Consider the following 17,665-nt stretch of genomic DNA (forward strand, 5'->3'; position numbering starts at 1 on the left):
GCTGACCACGAAATCGGCCTGAATTGCCTGGCCGGCATGTGCGGACGTGGCCTGCCGCTCGACGACGCCGTGCGTGGCGCCATGTGTGGCGGCGTGAGCGGGAGAACCGCTGAACAGACAGGCGGACAGGCCGATCGCGGCGGTGAAGACGCCCGTGGAGAGGGACTTGGCCATGAGTGGGGGTGGCCTTTCACGTGGGGGTGGGGGAGCGGCGGGTCGCGTTCATCCCATGAACGGTGAGTGCGTGTGACGGGGCCGCCGCTCACCGGTGAAACTAAAGGTATGGACCACTTGCGTCAAGAGGTGAAGTAAGGACTCGCGGAGGACCGCTGGCGGAGGGGGCCGCGCGGTCGTGTCACACGGCGGCGGGCTGTCTCGTCCTCTGTGTGCGGCGGGCCGCGACGGCGGGGCGAGCTGCCGGGGCGAGCCGCTGAGGTGAGCCCATCGACTGTCCGAACCGTCCCGAGGGGAAGCCATATGACCGCGGATGAGACGACAACACGTCACAAGGCCACAGCCACTCGCCTTCACGAAGCCCTGAACAGCGGCGACCTGGAGGTCATCGCCAAGACGATCGACGAACTCGTCGCCCCCGACGTGCGCTTCCATGCCCCGGTGCCGATGGCGACGACGGGGATCCAGGCGCTCAAGCAGGTCTGGACGGCGCTCCTGAGCGCGTTCCCCGACCTGCACGTCACGGTCGAGGACATGATCGCCGAGGGTGACAAGGTCGTGGTCAGGAACACGGTGACCGGCACCCAACGGGGCGGGTTCCGGGGCCTGCCGCCGACCGGGAAGTCAGTCTGCTACGGCGAGATGTTCATCATCCGTTTCGCAGGCGGCCGGATCGCCGAGATCTGGGGCGTGGTCGACGTCGCCTCACAGATGCGGCAGCTCGCGGTGTAGGGGACCGTTGCGCCCGGGCAGGGGGAACCGCTTTGCCCGGAGTGGCCCAGTGGCCTTGCCCCTGCCCCAGCGGCGCCCCGGACACGGTCCGTCACGACACACAGGTCCGAGCCGCGCTCGCGGTGTGAAATCCCGGTGCGGCACGGCGAGTTCGGCGGATGCGGTCGGCTCGGCCACAGCGTGCGCAGGCGCATTCTCAAGCAGGCTTCGCACCATGATCGCCGGAAGAGGTGAACCGGATCCCGGAGCGGCATGGGGTCGAGACCGCTCGGGCATGCCCTGCCCATGCGTTCCCTCCTGATCATGTCCGCGCCGGCCGCTGCCCTCGCCCCGGCCGCCGCGCCGTCCCCACAGACCGCTGCCGCCGTACCCCCGGGTCACGTCTGTTTCTGGCCCGAGCCGGACCAGATGGGAGCGGGGGGCGCCTGGGACTACGCCAACTCCTGGGAGTGGGCGCAGAAGTTCGACGGGGTCAGTGACACCACGATGGGATGCCAGCCGGGCTGAATCACGGATGCGACCGCTCACCACCGCCGGCGCCGCGCTCCTGGTGCTCGGCCTCTCCCTGACCGCCTGCACGACGAGGGCGCACACCGCGCCCCGCCCGTCCTCCGACGAGGTGGTCGAGGCCGCCACCCGGCAACTCACCGACGAGTGCCTCAGCCACCGGGGCCTCGCCCCACCCCGACCCGGCGGCCCCAGCCCCTCCACCGCCGAGCAACAGCGGGTCGACGCAGCCCTGTTCGGGACCGGCCCCGCGCAACTGTCACTCCGGCTGCCGACGGGCTATGTCGTACGCACCCACACCGACGGCTGTCTCGCGGCGGCCCGACGACGGCTGTACGGCGACCAGGTCCGCTGGTTCCGCACCTCGGTGGTCGTGGACAACCTGGGACCCGAAGCCACCGCGACACACCGCTCCCTGGCCGAGGTCCGCGCCCGCCACCACGCCGAGATCACCGAGTGGCGGCGGCTGCGGACACACGCCGTCGCCGAAGCCACCGTCCTTCTGACCCGTCACCGGTGACACCGACGTACCGCATCCGGTGACAACCGACCGAGAGGAAACCACCGTCATGACCAAGCGCCTCGCCGCCCTGCTCGCCGCCGCGGCCCTGTCCGCCGGAGCCGTGCTCGCCACCCCCGCCTCCGCGCACGCGGTGCCCTGCCGCAGCGGCAACTTCTGTGTGTGGACGGACGCCAACTTCCAGGGACTGAAGATCGAGCACAGCGGTGACGACCACTGGTGGGAGGGCGACATGGCCGGGTACGACTCCTCGTGGGCAAACCACGGCATCTCCGGACCCGGAGTCAAGGACCATGTACAGGTCTACTCCGGCCGCGAGCTGACGGGCCATGTCACCATCTGCCTGGCCCCGGGCGAGGAGGTCGGCTGGAACGCCGCCGCCAATGACCAGGGCGGCTCCCACACCTGGACCATGGGCTGTTAGCGGGCAGCCATGAGCGGGGCGCGGCGCCCCGGGCGATCGTGGAGCCGGCCGACCGGCCGGCTCGCGGCGTCGGTCGTCGGGAAGTGCCGGTCGTCGGGACGCGCCCCGAGGGTCTGGATCCAGCCACCGCTGCCGTATCCCGGCCGGCGCCCTGACATGGTGTTTTACAGTGGCTGGAATCAGTTCCGGCGATAACACTGTGAGGAATGCGCGAACATGCCGACTGAAACGCTCGAGTTTCAGGTGGAGGCCCGTCAGCTGCTGCAGCTGATGATCCACTCCGTCTACTCGAACAAGGACGTCTTTCTGCGTGAGCTGGTCTCCAACGCCTCCGACGCGCTGGACAAGCTGCGCCTGGAGAAGCTGCGGGACGACGCGCCGGACGCCGATGTGTCCGATCTGCACATCGAGATCGACGTCGACGGCGACGCCCGCACCCTCACCGTGCGGGACAACGGCATCGGGATGTCGTACGACGAGGTCGGGCAGCTCATCGGGACCATCGCCAACTCCGGCACCGCGAAGTTCCTCGAGGAGCTGCGGGAGGCCAAGGACGCGGCCGGGGAAGAAGGGCTGATCGGCCAGTTCGGCGTCGGCTTCTACTCCGGGTTCATGGTGGCGGACGAGGTCACCCTGGTGACCCGGCGCGCCGGCGAGGGCCACGGCACCCGCTGGACCTCGCGCGGCGAGGACACGTACACGCTGGAGCCGGTCGACGACGCGCCGCAGGGCACATCGGTCACGCTCCACCTCAAGCCCGCCGACCCGGAGAACCAGCTTCACGACTACGCCGCACCCTGGAAGATCAGGGAGATCATCAAGCGGTACTCGGACTTCATCACCTGGCCCATCCGGATGATGCCCGAGAGTTCCGCCGCGGCCGGCGAGGGCGACGAGGCGCCCGGACCCGAGACGCTCAACTCGATGAAGGCGCTGTGGGCGCGGTCGCGTGACGAGGTGTCCGACGACGAGTACCACGAGCTGTACAAGCACATCGGCCACGACTGGCGCGACCCGTTGGAGACGATCCGGCTCCAGGCGGAGGGCACCTTCGAGTACCAGGCCCTGCTGTTCCTGCCCGCGCACGCCCCGCACGACCTGTTCACGCGGGACTTCAGGCGCGGTGTGCAGCTGTATGTCAAGCGCGTGTTCATCATGGACGACTGCGAGGCGCTGCTGCCGCCGTACCTCCGCTTCGTCAAGGGTGTCGTCGACGCGGCCGACCTCTCGCTGAACGTCTCCCGCGAGATCCTCCAGCAGGACCGCCACATCGAGATGATGCGGCGACGGCTGACGAAGAAGGTCCTGTCCACGGTCAAGGACATGATGACCAAGGACCAGGACCGCTACGCCACGTTCTGGCGGGAATTCGGCACCGCCGTGAAGGAGGGGCTGGTCACCGACCCGGAGAACCGCGACACCGTCCTCGACCTCGCGTCGTTCGCCAGCACGCACCACGACACCGAGCCGACCACGCTCAAGGCCTATGTGGAGCGGATGAAGGACGGCCAGGACGATATCTACTACCTGACCGGCGAGTCCCGGCAGGGCATCGAGAACTCCCCGCACATGGAGGCCTTCCGGGACCGGGGCATCGAGGTGCTGCTGCTCACCGACGCCGTCGACGAGGTGTGGGCCGACGCCGTCGGCGAGTACGAGGGCAAGACGCTGCGGTCGGTCGCCAAGGGGCAGATCGACCTCGACGCCAAGGACGACGACAGCGCCGACGGCGAGCGGGAGAAGCAGACCGAGGAGTACGCCGGCCTGCTCGGCTGGATGACGGAGCAACTGGACGAGGACATCAAGGAGGTGCGGCTGTCCTCCCGTCTGACCGTCTCCCCGGCCTGTGTCGTCTCCGACGCGGGCGAGCTGACTCCGGCGCTGGAGAACATGTACCGGGCGATGGGCCAGGAGGTGCCCCGGGCCAAGCGGATCCTGGAGCTCAACCCGGGCCATCAGCTGGTGAAGGGGCTCAACGAGGCGTACAAGGAGCGTGAGGACCGTACGTCGCTGACCGAGACCGCGGAACTCCTGCACGGTCTGGCGGTGCTCGCCGAGGGCGGCCAGCCCAAGGACCCGTCCCGCTTCGTCAGGCTGATGGCCGACCGCCTGGAGCGCGCCCTGTAGGCCGCACCCGAACCCGCGGACACCGGCGGCCCGTCCCGAAGCAGTGGGACGGGCCGCCGGTGCGCGTGGCCGGGCCGGGGCGAGCGGGGCGCAGTCCTTCCTGACCGGGCCCGAAAGGGCCCGCTGGACAAGGGACAGGTCTCCTCTAGACTGTCAGTCCAGGGATGGACAACTAGTCCAAGCGGCTGCTGGAGGGTTTCCGTGGACGGGGCCGACGACCACCTCATCCGTGAGGCGGAGAAGATCGCCGTGGCGCTGGGCCGCATGTTCCCCGGTCTGTGCGAAGTGGTGCTGCACGACCTGCGGGATCCGGACCACGCGATCCGGGCGATCGAGAACAACCTCTCCGGCCGCCAGGTCGGGGACTCCGCCACGGAGCTGGGCCTGGCCCGTATCGGGGATCCCGACTACCCGAGCGTCATCCAGAACTACCCCAATCGGTTTCCCGACGGCCGCCCGGCGAAGAGCACGTCCATCGGCATCAAGAACGCCGCGGGGGAGTACATCGCGGCCCTCTGCCTGAACCTGGACGTCTCCGTCCTGTCACCGGTGACCCTCGCGCTGTCCAACCTGGTGGCCACGGACACCGAGCACCGCGAGGAGCCACTGGAGACCCTCCGCGACCGCAACGCGCGCGAACTGCGCCAGGTGGTCGAGACGCATGCCGCCGAGCGCGCCGCGACACCCCGCTCGCTGAGCCGGGACGACAAGAGGGCACTGGTGCGGCAGTTGCAGCGGGACGGCTACTTCGCCTCCCGCGACGCCGCGCAGGCCATCGCGGACCTGCTCGGTGTGTCCCGGGCGACCGTCTACAACTACGCGAAGTAGCGACAGCACTCCACGACTCCCGCCCTCGCGAAGCAGCCCTTGCGAAGCGGCCGCCGCGGAGGAGCCCCTGCGGAGGAGCCCTTACGGAGGGGCCGTTGCGGAGCAGCCTTCGCGAGGAAGGGGGACATCTCGAAGAAGAGGGACATGTCTCTGTGAACACCCCAGCGAACCCGCCCGTGAACGCCCACGAGAGCACCTCCCCCGTGCCCCCCGCACGGACCCTGGCCGACCCGGACACCCCGTTCGCCGTCGTCGACGGCGCTGTGATGCGACGCAACATCGCCCGCCTCAAGGACCGGGCCGACCGGCTCGCAGTCACCCTGCGCCCGCACGTCAAGACCGCGAAGAGCCTCGACGTCGCCTCCTTCCTGCACACCGGCACGCCCTGCCCGGTCACCGTCTCCACGCTGGCCGAGGCCGAGGCCTTCGCCGACGGCGGCTACAGCGACATCACCTACGCCGTCGGCATCGAACCGCACAAACTCCCGCGCGTCATCGCGCTGTTGCGCCGCGGCGTCACCCTGCGCGTCCTCCTGGACAGCACCGAGCAGGCGACGTTCGTCGCCGAGGCCGCCCGCCGGGCGGGCATCCCCGTGCCCGCCCAGCTCGAGATCGACTGCGACGGCCATCGCGGCGGGCTCAGACCCGACGCCCCCGGACTCGTCGCGATCGGCCGCATCCTGCACGACGCGGGTTGTCTGGACGGCGTCCTGACCCACGCGGGCGAGTCCTACTTCGCCCACGGCGCCGAGGAACAGCGCCTGGCGGCGAAGAACGAACGCGACACCGCCGTGGCCGCCGCCGAGCGACTGCGCGCGGCCGGTCTGCCGGTGAACGTCGTCAGTGTGGGCTCCACCCCCACCGCCCACGCTGCCGAGGACCTCACGGGCGTCACCGAACTGCGCGCGGGGAACTACGTCTTCTTCGACCTGGTCATGGCCGGTCTGGGCGTCTGCCGGGTCGACGACATCGCCCTGTCGGTGGTCGTGACCGTCATCGGTCACCGTCCCGAGCACGGCTGGATCATGACCGACGGCGGCTGGATGGCCATGTCGCGCGACCGCGGGACGGCCGCGCAGGCACAGGACCAGGGCTACGGCCTGGTCGCCGACCTCGCCGGCAACCTCGTCCCGGGCCTGGTCATGACGGCCGCGAGCCAGGAGCACGGCACCCTCGCGGCTCGCGACGGCGCCGTCCTGCCCGATCTGCCGGTGGGCGCCCGCCTGCGCATCCTGCCCAACCACGCCTGCGCCACCGCCGCCCAGCACCGCGGCTACCACGTCATCGACGGCACCCGGCCCAACGACCCGGCACCGGGCATCGAGACGTTCTGGGAACGCGTCACCGGCTGGTGAGCATCGGCCTCCCGACCGCCGCCCGGCGAGCCACGCGTGGCCTTCCGACCTCGGGAAATTCGATGTCGGCGACTCCGTCCCGTCCGCTACCGTCGGCGTCATGACTCCAGCAGATCTCGTGGCCGTCATCTCCGACGGCATCCACACGGCCGTCCGGTCCGGACGGCTTTCGGCACAGGTGCCCGAGGAGATCCGCGTGGAGCGCCCCCGGCACCGCGGACACGGCGACTACTCGACCAACGTCGCACTGCAACTGGCCAAGTCGACGGATCTGCCCGCCCGGGCCGTCGCCGAGGTGCTGGCCCCGCTGGTGGGCGCGGCCGCCGGAGTCGCGAAGGCCGAGGTCGCGGGCCCCGGCTTTCTGAACATCACCCTGGAGACCGCGGCCATCGGCGCCCTGGCGCGGGACATCGTCCTCGCCGCAGACGCCTACGGCCGCACCGACCGGCTCGGCGGCCTGCGGCTCAACCTGGAGTTCGTCTCCGCCAACCCCACCGGCCCGGTGCACATCGGCGGTGCCCGCTGGGCGGTCGTGGGCGATGTGCTCGCCCGGCTGCTCGAGGCCGCGGGAGCGGACGTGTCCAGGGAGTACTACTTCAACGACGCCGGCGTCCAGATCGACCGCTTCGTCCGGTCGCTGCTCGCCGCGGCACACGGCTCACCGGTGCCCGAGGACGGCTACAGCGGCGCGTACATCGAGGAGATCGCGGCGACCGTGCTGCATCGGCGGCCCGAAGCCCTGGAGCTGCCGGAGGCCGAGTGCCACGCCGTGTTCCGGGCGGTGGGCACGGAGCTGATGTTCGACGAGATCAAGACGTCTCTCGCCGCCTTCGGAACACACTTCGACACCTACTTCAACGAGAAGGACCTGCACGACCGGGGCGACCTGGCCGCCGCCGTCGACCGCCTGCGTGACGGCGGCCATGTCTTCGAGGACCAGGGCGCGGTCTGGCTGCGCACCACGGACTTCGGCGACGACAAGGACCGGGTGCTGGTCAAGAGCGACGGATCCTGGACGTACTTCACCGCGGACTGCGCGTACTACCTGAACAAGCGGTCCCGGGGCTTCGAACGGGTCGTCGTCATGCTCGGCGCCGACCACGCCGGATATGTGGGCCGGATGCGGGCCATGGCGGCCTGCTTCGGCGATGATCCGGACCGGCACCTGGAGATCCTGATCGGCCAACTGGTCAACCTGGTCAAGGACGGCACACCGGTCCGGATGAGCAAGCGGGCGGGTACGGTCCTCACCCTCGACGACCTCACCGAGGCGGTCGGTGTGGACGCCGCGCGGTACGCGCTGGCGCGGGCCAGCGTGGACGCCATGATCGACCTCGACATCGATCTGCTGACCCGGCAGTCGAACGACAACCCGGTGTACTACGTCCAGTACGCGCACACCCGGCTCCGCTCCGTGCTGCGCAAGGCGGAGCAGGCCGGGATCGGCAAGGGCGCCCCGGAGGACTTCGACCCGGCCCTGCTCACCCACGACCGGGAACTGGAGCTGCTGGCCGCGCTGGCCGAGTTCCCGCAGATCGTGGCCACGGCGGCCACACTTCGCGAGCCGCACCGGGTGGCGTACTACCTGGAGGCACTGGCCGCCGCGTACCACCGCTTCTACGACGCCTGCCGGATCCTGCCACGGGCCGACGAGGCCCCGGACGGCCGCACCCGCGCCCGGCTGTGGCTGGCGGAGGCCGCCGGACTGGTGCTGCGCAACGGACTGCGCCTGCTCGGAGTCTCGGCACCGGAACGGATGTAGGCGCACCCGGCCGTACGCGCGCACACCCACGTACCGTCCGCGCGCGTACGGGCCTGCCGGCCGGCACGGCTTCCCAGCATGCCGTGCCGGGCCGAGCAGCGGTCGGACCACTACCGTTGCGTCGTATGAGCACGTGGCTGCCGCTGTCCGCGGTCCCCAGGCTGGCCGGAGCGGTGGTCGTCGGAGCGGTCGTCGGCGTGGTCGTCGGCGTGGCGACGCGCTCGCCGATGGCGATCCTCGCCGCGACCGCGACGACGGGAGCCGTCTTCGTCGTGACGGGCTGGCTGGTGCTCTGGCCGATGGACGCCGCCGCCACCCACCACAATGCCCGGCGCGAGGACCTGCGGCCGCTCCTCGAGGAACTGGTCGTGGTGGCCGCCTCGCTGTGCGGACTGGTCGGGATCGTGCTGCTGCTCCTTCTGCACCACTCCGAGACCGGCCATGCCGCGGCCGTGACCGCACTCGCCGGAGTGTTCCTGGCCTGGGCGGCCCTGCATCTGATGTATGCCTCGCGGTACGCCTATCTCTACTACTACGGCACGGCGGGCGGCATCGACTTCAACTCCGACCAGCCGCCCGCGTACCGGGACTTCCTGTACTTCAGCTACAACCTCGGCATGACCTACCAGGTCTCCGACACCGACGTCTCCAGCCCCGTCGTCCGCGCGATGGTGCTACGGCACACGCTGCTGTCGTACGTCTTCGGGACCGGCATCCTGGCCACCACCCTCAACCTGGTCGCGACCATGGTCACCAGCTGATGGGCGCGGCGCCGACGGCGGTTCGCGGAGCTGCAGGCCGAGGTAGGTCCAGGAGACCCCCGGGCGGCCGTGCGGGTCCTCGCGCCGGGCGTGGTGGACGACGTCCAGTCCGTGCTCGCGGGCGAGGTCGATCGTCTCCTGCGCGCAGACGGGGAACATCCGGCGGCCCGCCGGCACCGGACCATGGCGCAGCGAAAGGACGACCCGGCCGCCGACGACGAGCAGGCCGCCCAGACGGGCCATGGCCGAGGCGCGCTGTCGTGCGTCGAGATGCATCCAGACCGCGGTGAGCAGGATCAGGTCGAAGCGACGTCCCTGCGCGGACAGTCCGGGCAGCTCGGGCAGCGCGTCGTCGATCCAGTCGATCTCCTGGTCGGCGTGCAGGCGCCGGCCCAGCGTGCGCAGTTCGGCGGTGGGCTCGACGGCGACGACCCGGTGGCCCTGGGCGGCCAGCGCCGCCGCGTCGCGCCCGCTGCCCGCCCCGATGTCCAGCACCCTGCTCGGCCGCGAGGGGAACAGATGCAGCACCTCGCGGTGCACCTCGGCGAAGGTCACGCTCTCGTACTGCTCGGCCAGGGCCTCGGCCGCCTCACCGTATCCCGCGGCGCTGGCCATCGACCGCAGTCGCTCATCGGTGGTGTTGATGTTCATGTCCCGGGACTCTAGGGCGGTTTCGCCCGTGCCCGCCATGAGCAGACGGTAGCCGTGTTCCAGGACTCCTGTTCCGTTCTCGCTCACCGGGCTGTGCGGCCGGGACGGGGGCGGGCGGCGCGACGGGGGTGTACGCATCGTCTTCGCCGCTCTCACGGTCATGTCCGAATCTGGCCAGCGTCGGGGGTGGGTGATCGCCTAGAACTGAGGGCATGACGATTTACTCGGCCGTGGTCACCACCGGCATCTACTGCCGACCGGGCTGCGGGTCAAAGCCGCTCGCGGAGAACGTGCGCACGTTCGAGCATCCGGCGGCGGCCGAGGCGCACGGGTACCGGGCGTGTCTGCGCTGCCGTCCGTACCGGGTGGCCGGGCCGATCGCCGCCGACGTGCCCGAACTGCTCTGCAGGGCCGTGCAGTTGATCGTCGCGGGGGCGCTGGACTCCGGTACCGAGGCCGCGCTCGGCGCCCGTCTCGCCGTCTCGCCCCGGCATCTTCGGCGGCTGTTCACCCAGCACCTGGGGGTGACCCCGGACCAGCTGGCCCGCTCGCGGCGCGCGCATTTCGCGCGCCGGCTGCTGGACGACACCGACCTGGCCGTGGCCGATGTGGCGTTCGCGTCCGGGTTCGGCAGCGTACGGCAGTTCAACCGGGACATGCGGCTGGTGTTCCAGGCCTCGCCGGTGGAACTGCGCAGCAGGCGTCGGCGCGCGGACCGGCTGGTGGCGGACGGCGGGCTGGTGATGCGGCTGCCCTTCGCACCGCCGCTGCACTGGCCGGCCCTGCTGGGCTTCCTGGCCGAGCGGGCCGTACCGGGCGTGGAGTCGGTGCGCGAGGGCGTGTACCGGCGCACCATCAGCCTGGACGGTGAGGCCGGGCTTCTGGAGGTGCTCCGGGGTGGCGCGGACCATCTGCTGCTGCGGGCCCATCTGCCGTTCTGGGAGGGGCTGATCCACGTCGTCGAGCGCGTCGGTCGGATCTTCGGCGTGGACGCGGACATCGCCCCGGCGGAGGCCGCCCTGGCCCGCGACCCGCTGGTCGGCCCACTGATCGCGGCCCGACCGGGACTGCGGGTGCCGGGCGCCTGGGGCGCTTTCGAGATCGCCGTGGACGCCGTCCTTCGCCAGTACGCCGCCCGGGCGCGGGCACGGGAGCAGATGGCCGCCCTCGTCGAGGCCGCCGGACAGCCGGTTCCCGGGCTCGACCACGGCCTGACCCACCTCTTCCCGTCCGCCGAGACGCTGGCCGCCGCCGACCTGAAGGGCGTCGGACTGCCAAAGGACACGGCGGACACCCTCAGGGCCCTGGCCCTCGCCGCCGCCCGTGACGACACCCTGCTGGACGGCGGCTCACCACTGGCGGACTTCGTGCACGGCATGAGCGCCGTCCCCGGCGTCACGGAGGACACGGCGCAGCGGACAGCCCTGCGGCTGGGCTACGACGACGCCTTTCCGACCGTGGACCGCACCGGGGGAGCGACTCGCGGCGAGCCGGGCGCGGAAGCCGGCGCCACGTTGCGCCCCTGGCGTGCTTTCGCCGCCACCCACCTGGCCGTGGCGCGCGTCCCCGTGCCCACCGCCTGACCGGTCCCGCACCGACACGCATCCGTCGAGCCGAACCGATACCGGACCGACATCCACCACCACTGACCCTGAAGGGACCGAACATGGAGACCGTCCAGCGAGAACTGGCCGAAGCCCTGCGCGCGCTGCACACCCCCGCCGACGGCCGCGCGCTGGTGCTGCCCAACGCGTGGGACGCGGCGAGCGCGGCGCTCATCGCGCAGGCCGGCGCTCGGGCGATCGCGACGACCAGCGCGGGAGTCGCCTGGTCCGCGGGGCGGCCCGACGGACACGGCCTGACCCGGCAGGAGATGGCCGACGCCGTACGCCGTATCGCGGATGCCGTCGACGTGCCGGTGAGTGCCGACATCGAGGGCGGTTACGGACCCGGTGCCGACGACGTCGCGGCCACCGTCCGCGCGGTGATCGCGGCCGGTGCGGTCGGTGTCAACCTGGAGGACTCGCACGCGCCGGGCGGACCGCTGCACGACGTGCCCGCCCAGGCCGCCAGGGTGCGCTCGGCCCGTTCCGCCGCCGAGGAGGCGCGGCTGCCCGGCCTGTGGATCAACGCGCGCACGGACGTGTTCCTGTTCGGGATCGGCGCTGCGGAGGACCGCCTGGACGACGTGCTGTCCCGGGCCGCGGCCTACGCCGAGGCGGGTGCCGACAGCCTGTTCGTGCCGGGGCTCCTGGACCTGGACACGGTGGCCGAGCTGGTCCGCCGCAGCCCGCTGCCGGTCAACGTCATGACGGGACCGGGCGCGCCGCCGGTGAAGGCGTTCGAGGCCGTCGGCGTGCGCCGGATCAGCGTGGGCACCGCGCTCGCCCAGGCCGCGTACGGCGTCGCCCAGCGCGCCGCCGCCGAGTTGCTGGACGCGGGCAGCTACGGAGCGCTGGCGGACGCGGTGGACTTCGGCACTGTCAACAGCGCCGTCACCAGCGCAGTCGCCTCCATCTGATACCCCATCAATACCCGGCAATCGGCACCTGAATGGTTGTCTCATGCGATAGTCATGGCTTCCTGCTGGATCAGTAATGCCATGCGCGTTTCCGTCGCAAAGACGGACATAGGTTGCAGGGTGTGCGTGGGCGGCCGACCGGCCGCCCACTCGCAGCACGCACCCTCGTGAAGGGGGACCTCGTGTCCGTTTCTTCTTCCGTCCGTCGTACGATCGCCGCCGCTGCCGTGGCCGCAGCGGTGGTGGGCGCCGTGGCGTCCTCGGCCGCTGCCGCCGGTGGGCCGCCGGAGCGCCCGCACGGAGTCGTGTACATCAGCGCCGTACAGCACGACTGGCAGGGCCGGGACGGCCGTTCGCACCGCTCGCTGAACACACAGTGGGTGGACATCACGAACAGCTCCCGGCGCGCGGTGAATCTGGACAGCTGGACGCTGTCCGACCGGGAGGGCCACACCTTCACCTTCCACCACGCGCGGCTCGCGGGCCGGGCCACGGTGCGTGTGCACACCGGCGTCGGGCGGAACACCGGAACGGACCTCTATCAGGACCGCCGGACGCGGGTGTGGGACGCCGACGCCGACAGCGCGACCCTGCGTGACGCCCGCGGTCATCTCGTCGACGCCGTCTCCTGGGACCGGGGCGGCGAGGAGGCCGGGCGCCGCGACGGGGCCGGCCGGCATCACGGTGACGAGCACCACCACGGCGGAACGCATGACCGCGGCGGCATGCACCGCCACGGCGGCATGAACCACCTCGGCGGTGCACACCCCCGTCACGACGGCCATGCCGGCGGCCACCACCGCTGAGGCGCCGACGCGCCGATCCGAGTACCGGGTGCCCCTGCCGTGTGCGGATCGCGGGCAGGGGCACCCGCCCCACGTGGTGGGCCCTGCCCCCTCGCGCTCACACCCGCCTCCCCGGCCCTGTGCGGTGGGCGTAACCTCCGATGATCAGGTGCGGAGACACCGGCGTAATGAGCGGTTCGTACGGTCATGAAGAGTGAGATCAGGTCGAGCACAGCACAGGGAGGCGCCCGTGGCCGCGCCGGGCTCGCGCAGCGAGGGCACGACGAAGGTGCGCACGGTCTGCTCGTACTGCGGGGTGGGCTGCGGCATGGTCCTCGACGTCGGCCTCGGACCGGACGGACGGCGTACGGTCCTGAAGGCGAGGGGCGACAAGGAGCACCCCGCGAACTTCGGGCGGCTGTGCACCAAGGGCGCGACCACCGCGGACATGCTCGCCGCCCCGGGCCGGCTGACCACCGCCCTCGTCCGGCCCGAGCGTGGGGAAGAACCCCGGCCCGCTCCGCTGGCGGACGCCGTGGCCGAAACCGCTCGCCGGCTGCGCGCGATCGTCGACGAGCACGGGCCCGACGCCGTCGCCCTCTACGTCTCCGGACAGATGAGCCTGGAGGCCCAGTACCTGGCGAACAAACTGGCCAAGGGCTTCCTGCGGACCAACCAGATCGAGTCGAACTCCCGGCTGTGCATGGCGAGCGCCGGCACCGGCTACAAGCTGTCGCTGGGCGCGGACGGCCCGCCCGGCTCGTACCAGGACTTCGACCGGGCCGACGTCTTCCTCGTCATCGGCTCCAACATGGCCGACTGCCATCCCATCCTCTTCCTGCGGATGATGGACCGGGTGAAGTCGGCGGGCGCCAGGCTGATCGTCGTGGACCCCCGGCGCACCGCCACCGCCGACAAGGCCGACCTGTTCCTCCAGATCGCGCCGGGCACCGACCTCGCGCTGCTCAACGGCCTGCTGCACCTGCTGCACACGAACGGCCGCACCGACCCCGGCTTCATCGCCGCGCACACCGAGGGCTGGGACGCGATGCCCGCCTTCCTCGCCGACTACCCGCCCGCCGCCGTCGCCGAGACCACCGGCATCCCGGAGGACGACATCCGCGAGGCGGCACGGCTCATCGGCGAGGCGAAAGAGTGGACGAGCTGCTGGACGATGGGCCTGAACCAGTCCACGCACGGCACCTGGAACACCAACGCCCTGGTCAATCTGCACCTGGCCACCGGCGCGATCTGCCGCCCCGGCAGCGGCCCCTTCTCGCTCACCGGACAGCCCAACGCCATGGGCGGCCGGGAGATGGGCTACATGGGGCCGGGTCTGCCCGGGCAGCGATCCATCCTCGCCGACGCCGACCGGGCCTTCGTCGAGGAACTGTGGGAGCTGGAGCCGGGCGCCCTGCGCGCCGACGGCGTCGGCAGGGGCACGGTGGAGATGTTCCGGAAGATGGCCGACGGGGACATCAGGGCGTGCTGGATCATCTGCACCAACCCGGTCGCCTCCGTCGCCAACCGCAGGACGGTCATCGAGGGCCTGGAAGCCGCCGAGTTCGTCGTCACGCAGGACGTGTTCGCCGAGACCGAGACCAACGCGTACGCCGATGTCGTCCTGCCCGGTGCGCTGTGGACCGAGACCGAGGGCGTCCTCGTCAACAGCGAGCGCAATCTCACCCTCGCCCGGCCCGCCGCGGATCCGCCCGGCGAGGCGACTGCGGACTGGCGGATCATCGCCGCCGTGGCCCGCGCGATGGGGTACGAGAAGGGCTTCGCCCACGACAGCGCCGAAGAGGTCTTCGAGGAGATCAAGCGCGCCTGGAACCCGGTGACCGGCTGGGACCTGCGCGGCGTGAGCTACGAGCGCCTGCTCACCACCCCGGTGCAGTGGCCCGCGGAGGCTGCGGACGGGCCGGACCGCAATCCGATCCGGTACGTCGCTGCGGACGGCTCGCCCACCTTCCCGACCGCGAGCGGTCGCGCGGTCTTCCACGCCCGCCCGCACATCCCCGCGGCGGAGATGCCCGACGACGACTACCCGTACGTGCTCAACACCGGCCGCCTCCAGCACCAGTGGCACACGCTGACGAAGACGGCCAAGGTGGCCAAGCTGAACAAGCTCGACCCCGGTCCCTTCGTGGAGGTGCACCCGCAGGACGCGGCCGAACTCGGCCTCGCCGACGGCGACTCGGTGGAGGTCGCCTCGCGGCGCGGGCGGGCCGTGCTGCCCGCGGTCGTCACCGACCGGGTGCGGCCGGGCTGCTGCTTCGCGCCGTTCCACTGGAACGACCTGTTCGGGGAGTACCTGAGTGTCAACGCGGTGACCAGCGACGCCGTCGACCCGCTGTCGTTCCAGCCCGAGTTCAAGGTGTGCGCGGTGTCGTTGACCAAGGTGGCCACCCCGGTGACGGTCCGGACACCGGCCCCGGTGCGCACTGCGGCGATCGCCGAGGCGGTAGGCCGGGCCGCCGCGTCGGCCGCCGTGCCCGCACCCGCCGCGTTCGGCCTGGAACTGCCCCCGCCCCCGGTCCTGGCCGCACACGAACGCCGTTATCTGACCGGCTTCCTGGCGGGCATACCGTTCGGCGCCCCCGGCGTGCCGGTGCTGCCGCCGGACGCCCCATTCAGCCCGGAACACGCCCTGTGGGTCAACGGCGTGCTGGCCGGGATGTACTCCAGGACCGATGCGACGCCCGCCGGGGTGACCGGCTCCGGCGGGGGCGCCCCGCAGTCGGCCACCGACGCTCCCTGCCGCCAGATCGTGATCCTGTGGGCGTCGCAGACCGGCAACGCCGAGGAGTTCGCGACCGCCACGGCCGAGCGGCTCACGGCGGCCGGCCATCCCGCCTCCCTCCTGCCCATGGAGGAGGCGGACCCCGCCGCGCTGCCCTCGGACGCCGACCTGCTGCTGATCACGAGCACCTTCGGCGACGGCGACGCCCCGGACAACGGCACGGGCTTCTGGGACGCCCTCGCCTCGCCCGACGCCCCGCGCCTGAACGGCAGGCGCTACGCCGTCCTGGCCTTCGGAGACTCCTCCTATGACGACTTCTGCGGCCACGGCCGCCGCCTCGACCTGCGCATGGAAGAGCTGGACGCGGTACGGCTGGCCCCGCGCACCGACTGCGAACCGGACTACGAGAGCGAGGCCGGAGCCTGGCTCGACCAGGTGCTCACCGCGCTGAAGACCACCGACCGGCCGACACCCGGCACGGCACACGCACTCGGCGCGACCCCCGGCCCGGCATCCGAGCGCGCGCCCGGCCCGGCCCCTGCGGCCCCGGTGATGGCGAGGCCGGGCCGTCCGGCCCCCGTCACCGCCCGCCTGACCGGCAATCGTCTGCTGAGCCTGCCCGGTGCCGGCAAGGAGGTCCGGCGCTTCACCTTCGACACCCGGACCGGCGCCGGTCCGCTCGCCTACGAGGCCGGGGACGCGTTGGCCGTGCATCCGGTCAACCAACCCGGACTCGTGACCGAGTGGCTGGCCGTGACCGGCCTGGACGCGGAGACGGCGGTCCGGCTCAGGAGCGTCGGGGACATGCCGTTCGACGAGGCGTTGCTGCGCCACCTGGACATCACCCGGGTCACTCCCGACCTGCTGCGCTTCGCCGCCGACCGCACCCGCGACCCGCGCGAGCTGCGCAAGCTCCTGCGACCGGACAACAAGGGCGAGTTGGCGCGCTGGTCCTGGGGACGCCAGGCCGTCGACGTGGTGGCCGAGTTCGGCGTCCGGGCCGGGGCACAGGAGTGGGCCGACCTGCTGGGCCGGCTGCAGCCCCGGCTGTACTCCATATGCTCCAGCCCGCTGACCGACCCCCACCTGGTGTCGCTCACCGTCTCCGTCGTCCGCTACGAGAACCTGGCCGGCCGGCCCCGTCAGGGTGTGTGCTCCCCCTTCCTCGCCGACGCCGAGCCCGGCACCCCGGTGCCGGTCCGCGTCCAGCGGGCGCCGCACTTCCGCCCGCCCGCCGACCCCGCCGCACCGGCCGTGATGGTGGGTCCCGGCACCGGTGTCGCGCCCTTCGTCGGCTTCCTGGAGGAACGCCGGGCCCGCGGCCACCGGGCGCCGAACTGGCTGTTCTTCGGCGAACAGCACCGCGCGACCGACTTCTACTACGAACAGGAGCTGACCGCGTTCCTCGCCGACGGCACCCTCACCCGCCTGGACACCGCCTTCTCCCGCGACCAGCGGGCCAAGGTCTACGTCCAGGACCGGATGCGCGAGCACGGTCCGCTGCTGTGGTCCTGGCTCCGCGACGGCGCCCACTTCTATGTCTGCGGGGACGCCTCCCGCATGGCCAAGGACGTCGACCGGGCCCTGCGGGACATCGCCGGTGTGCACGGCGGCCTGGACGAGGCCGAGGCGGCGGCCTACGTCAAACAGCTCGCCGCCGACAAGCGCTACGTGCGCGACGTGTACTGACATCCGGGCGGCACCGCACCCCGATGCCCGTCTCCGGGACACGGGGGACTAGCGTCTTCCCGTCGTGGATCCGAGCGGAACCTTCC

General features: G+C 71.6%; 14 protein-coding genes. 13 read left to right on the forward strand and 1 reads right to left on the reverse strand.

The features are described from left to right. The first annotated feature begins 477 nt into the window (after nucleotides 1-477). From AQI95_RS04585 to AQI95_RS04625, 9 genes are all read left to right on the forward strand, one after another. Nucleotides 478-906 (forward strand): ester cyclase, encoded by a 429-nt coding sequence (locus AQI95_RS04585; protein ID WP_067117714.1) that lies wholly within the window; start codon nucleotides 478-480, stop codon nucleotides 904-906. A gap of 285 nt (nucleotides 907-1,191) precedes the next feature. After that, the gene (locus AQI95_RS04590; RefSeq protein WP_067118711.1) at nucleotides 1,192-1,413 is read left to right on the forward strand and encodes a peptidase inhibitor family I36 protein; all 222 of its coding nucleotides are present in this window, start codon (nucleotides 1,192-1,194) and stop codon (nucleotides 1,411-1,413) included. 7 nt (nucleotides 1,414-1,420) lie between these two features. Further along, nucleotides 1,421-1,933: a hypothetical protein gene (locus AQI95_RS04595; protein ID WP_067117716.1), complete on the forward strand. Its 513-nt coding sequence runs from the start codon at nucleotides 1,421-1,423 to the stop codon at nucleotides 1,931-1,933. Between the two features lie 49 nt (nucleotides 1,934-1,982). After that, the gene (locus AQI95_RS04600) at nucleotides 1,983-2,357 is read left to right on the forward strand and encodes a peptidase inhibitor family I36 protein (protein ID WP_067117719.1); all 375 of its coding nucleotides are present in this window, start codon (nucleotides 1,983-1,985) and stop codon (nucleotides 2,355-2,357) included. 216 nt (nucleotides 2,358-2,573) lie between these two features. Then, nucleotides 2,574-4,484: a molecular chaperone HtpG gene (gene htpG / locus AQI95_RS04605; RefSeq protein ID WP_067117722.1), complete on the forward strand. Its 1,911-nt coding sequence runs from the start codon at nucleotides 2,574-2,576 to the stop codon at nucleotides 4,482-4,484. A 201-nt stretch (nucleotides 4,485-4,685) separates the two neighbouring features. Next, nucleotides 4,686-5,312, forward strand: a complete 627-nt coding sequence (locus tag AQI95_RS04610) for a helix-turn-helix transcriptional regulator (protein ID WP_067117725.1) — start codon at nucleotides 4,686-4,688, stop codon at nucleotides 5,310-5,312. 266 nt (nucleotides 5,313-5,578) lie between these two features. Continuing rightward, nucleotides 5,579-6,667, forward strand: coding sequence for an alanine racemase (locus AQI95_RS04615; RefSeq protein ID WP_208614084.1), 1,089 nt, complete (start codon nucleotides 5,579-5,581; stop codon nucleotides 6,665-6,667). A gap of 100 nt (nucleotides 6,668-6,767) precedes the next feature. Next, complete coding sequence (gene argS, locus AQI95_RS04620) at nucleotides 6,768-8,429, forward strand: arginine--tRNA ligase (protein ID WP_067117731.1); 1,662 nt, start codon at nucleotides 6,768-6,770, stop codon at nucleotides 8,427-8,429. 125 nt (nucleotides 8,430-8,554) lie between these two features. Next, on the forward strand, nucleotides 8,555-9,190 hold the full coding sequence (locus AQI95_RS04625; RefSeq protein ID WP_067117735.1) for a DUF1345 domain-containing protein: 636 nt from the start codon (nucleotides 8,555-8,557) through the stop codon (nucleotides 9,188-9,190). On the opposite strand, the gene AQI95_RS04630 is transcribed toward AQI95_RS04625, so the two are convergent. Further along, a complete protein-coding gene (locus AQI95_RS04630; RefSeq protein ID WP_244188623.1) occupies nucleotides 9,104-9,841 on the reverse strand; it encodes a class I SAM-dependent methyltransferase in 738 nt (245 codons plus the stop codon). The genes AQI95_RS04625 and AQI95_RS04630 overlap by 87 nt on opposite strands. 212 nt (nucleotides 9,842-10,053) lie before the next feature. On the opposite strand from AQI95_RS04630, the gene AQI95_RS04635 reads away from it, so the two are divergent. The 4 genes from AQI95_RS04635 to AQI95_RS04650 all read left to right on the forward strand — a co-directional run bounded on the left by AQI95_RS04635 (nucleotide 10,054) and on the right by AQI95_RS04650 (nucleotide 17,579). After that, nucleotides 10,054-11,424, forward strand: a complete 1,371-nt coding sequence (locus tag AQI95_RS04635) for a bifunctional transcriptional activator/DNA repair enzyme AdaA (RefSeq protein ID WP_067117738.1) — start codon at nucleotides 10,054-10,056, stop codon at nucleotides 11,422-11,424. Nucleotides 11,425-11,507: 83 nt separating this feature from the next. After that, a complete protein-coding gene (locus tag AQI95_RS04640; protein WP_067117742.1) occupies nucleotides 11,508-12,362 on the forward strand; it encodes an isocitrate lyase/PEP mutase family protein in 855 nt (284 codons plus the stop codon). Between the two features lie 182 nt (nucleotides 12,363-12,544). After that, nucleotides 12,545-13,168, forward strand: coding sequence for a lamin tail domain-containing protein (locus AQI95_RS04645; RefSeq protein WP_067118714.1), 624 nt, complete (start codon nucleotides 12,545-12,547; stop codon nucleotides 13,166-13,168). A gap of 229 nt (nucleotides 13,169-13,397) precedes the next feature. After that, nucleotides 13,398-17,579, forward strand: a complete 4,182-nt coding sequence (locus AQI95_RS04650) for a bifunctional nitrate reductase/sulfite reductase flavoprotein subunit alpha (protein ID WP_067117744.1) — start codon at nucleotides 13,398-13,400, stop codon at nucleotides 17,577-17,579. Nucleotides 17,580-17,665 lie beyond the last annotated feature (86 nt).

The organism is Streptomyces yokosukanensis, assembly GCF_001514035.1.
GTDB classification, from domain to species: Bacteria; Actinomycetota; Actinomycetes; order Streptomycetales; family Streptomycetaceae; genus Streptomyces; species Streptomyces yokosukanensis.

Bases quoted from the DNA above. Each gene is read 5' to 3' on its own strand.
- AQI95_RS04590 (WP_067118711.1), top strand. From the start codon at position 1,192: ATGCGTTCCCTCCTGATCATGTCCGCGCCGGCCGCTGCCCTCGCCCCG.
- AQI95_RS04625 (WP_067117735.1), top strand. From the start codon at position 8,555: ATGAGCACGTGGCTGCCGCTGTCCGCGGTCCCCAGGCTGGCCGGAGCG.
- htpG (WP_067117722.1), top strand. From the start codon at position 2,574: ATGCCGACTGAAACGCTCGAGTTTCAGGTGGAGGCCCGTCAGCTGCTG.
- argS (WP_067117731.1), top strand. From the start codon at position 6,768: ATGACTCCAGCAGATCTCGTGGCCGTCATCTCCGACGGCATCCACACG.
- AQI95_RS04585 (WP_067117714.1), top strand. From the start codon at position 478: ATGACCGCGGATGAGACGACAACACGTCACAAGGCCACAGCCACTCGC.
- AQI95_RS04615 (WP_208614084.1), top strand. From the start codon at position 5,579: ATGCGACGCAACATCGCCCGCCTCAAGGACCGGGCCGACCGGCTCGCA.
- AQI95_RS04600 (WP_067117719.1), top strand. From the start codon at position 1,983: ATGACCAAGCGCCTCGCCGCCCTGCTCGCCGCCGCGGCCCTGTCCGCC.
- AQI95_RS04595 (WP_067117716.1), top strand. From the start codon at position 1,421: ATGCGACCGCTCACCACCGCCGGCGCCGCGCTCCTGGTGCTCGGCCTC.
- AQI95_RS04630 (WP_244188623.1), bottom strand. From the start codon at position 9,841: ATGAACATCAACACCACCGATGAGCGACTGCGGTCGATGGCCAGCGCC.
- AQI95_RS04635 (WP_067117738.1), top strand. From the start codon at position 10,054: ATGACGATTTACTCGGCCGTGGTCACCACCGGCATCTACTGCCGACCG.
- AQI95_RS04640 (WP_067117742.1), top strand. From the start codon at position 11,508: ATGGAGACCGTCCAGCGAGAACTGGCCGAAGCCCTGCGCGCGCTGCAC.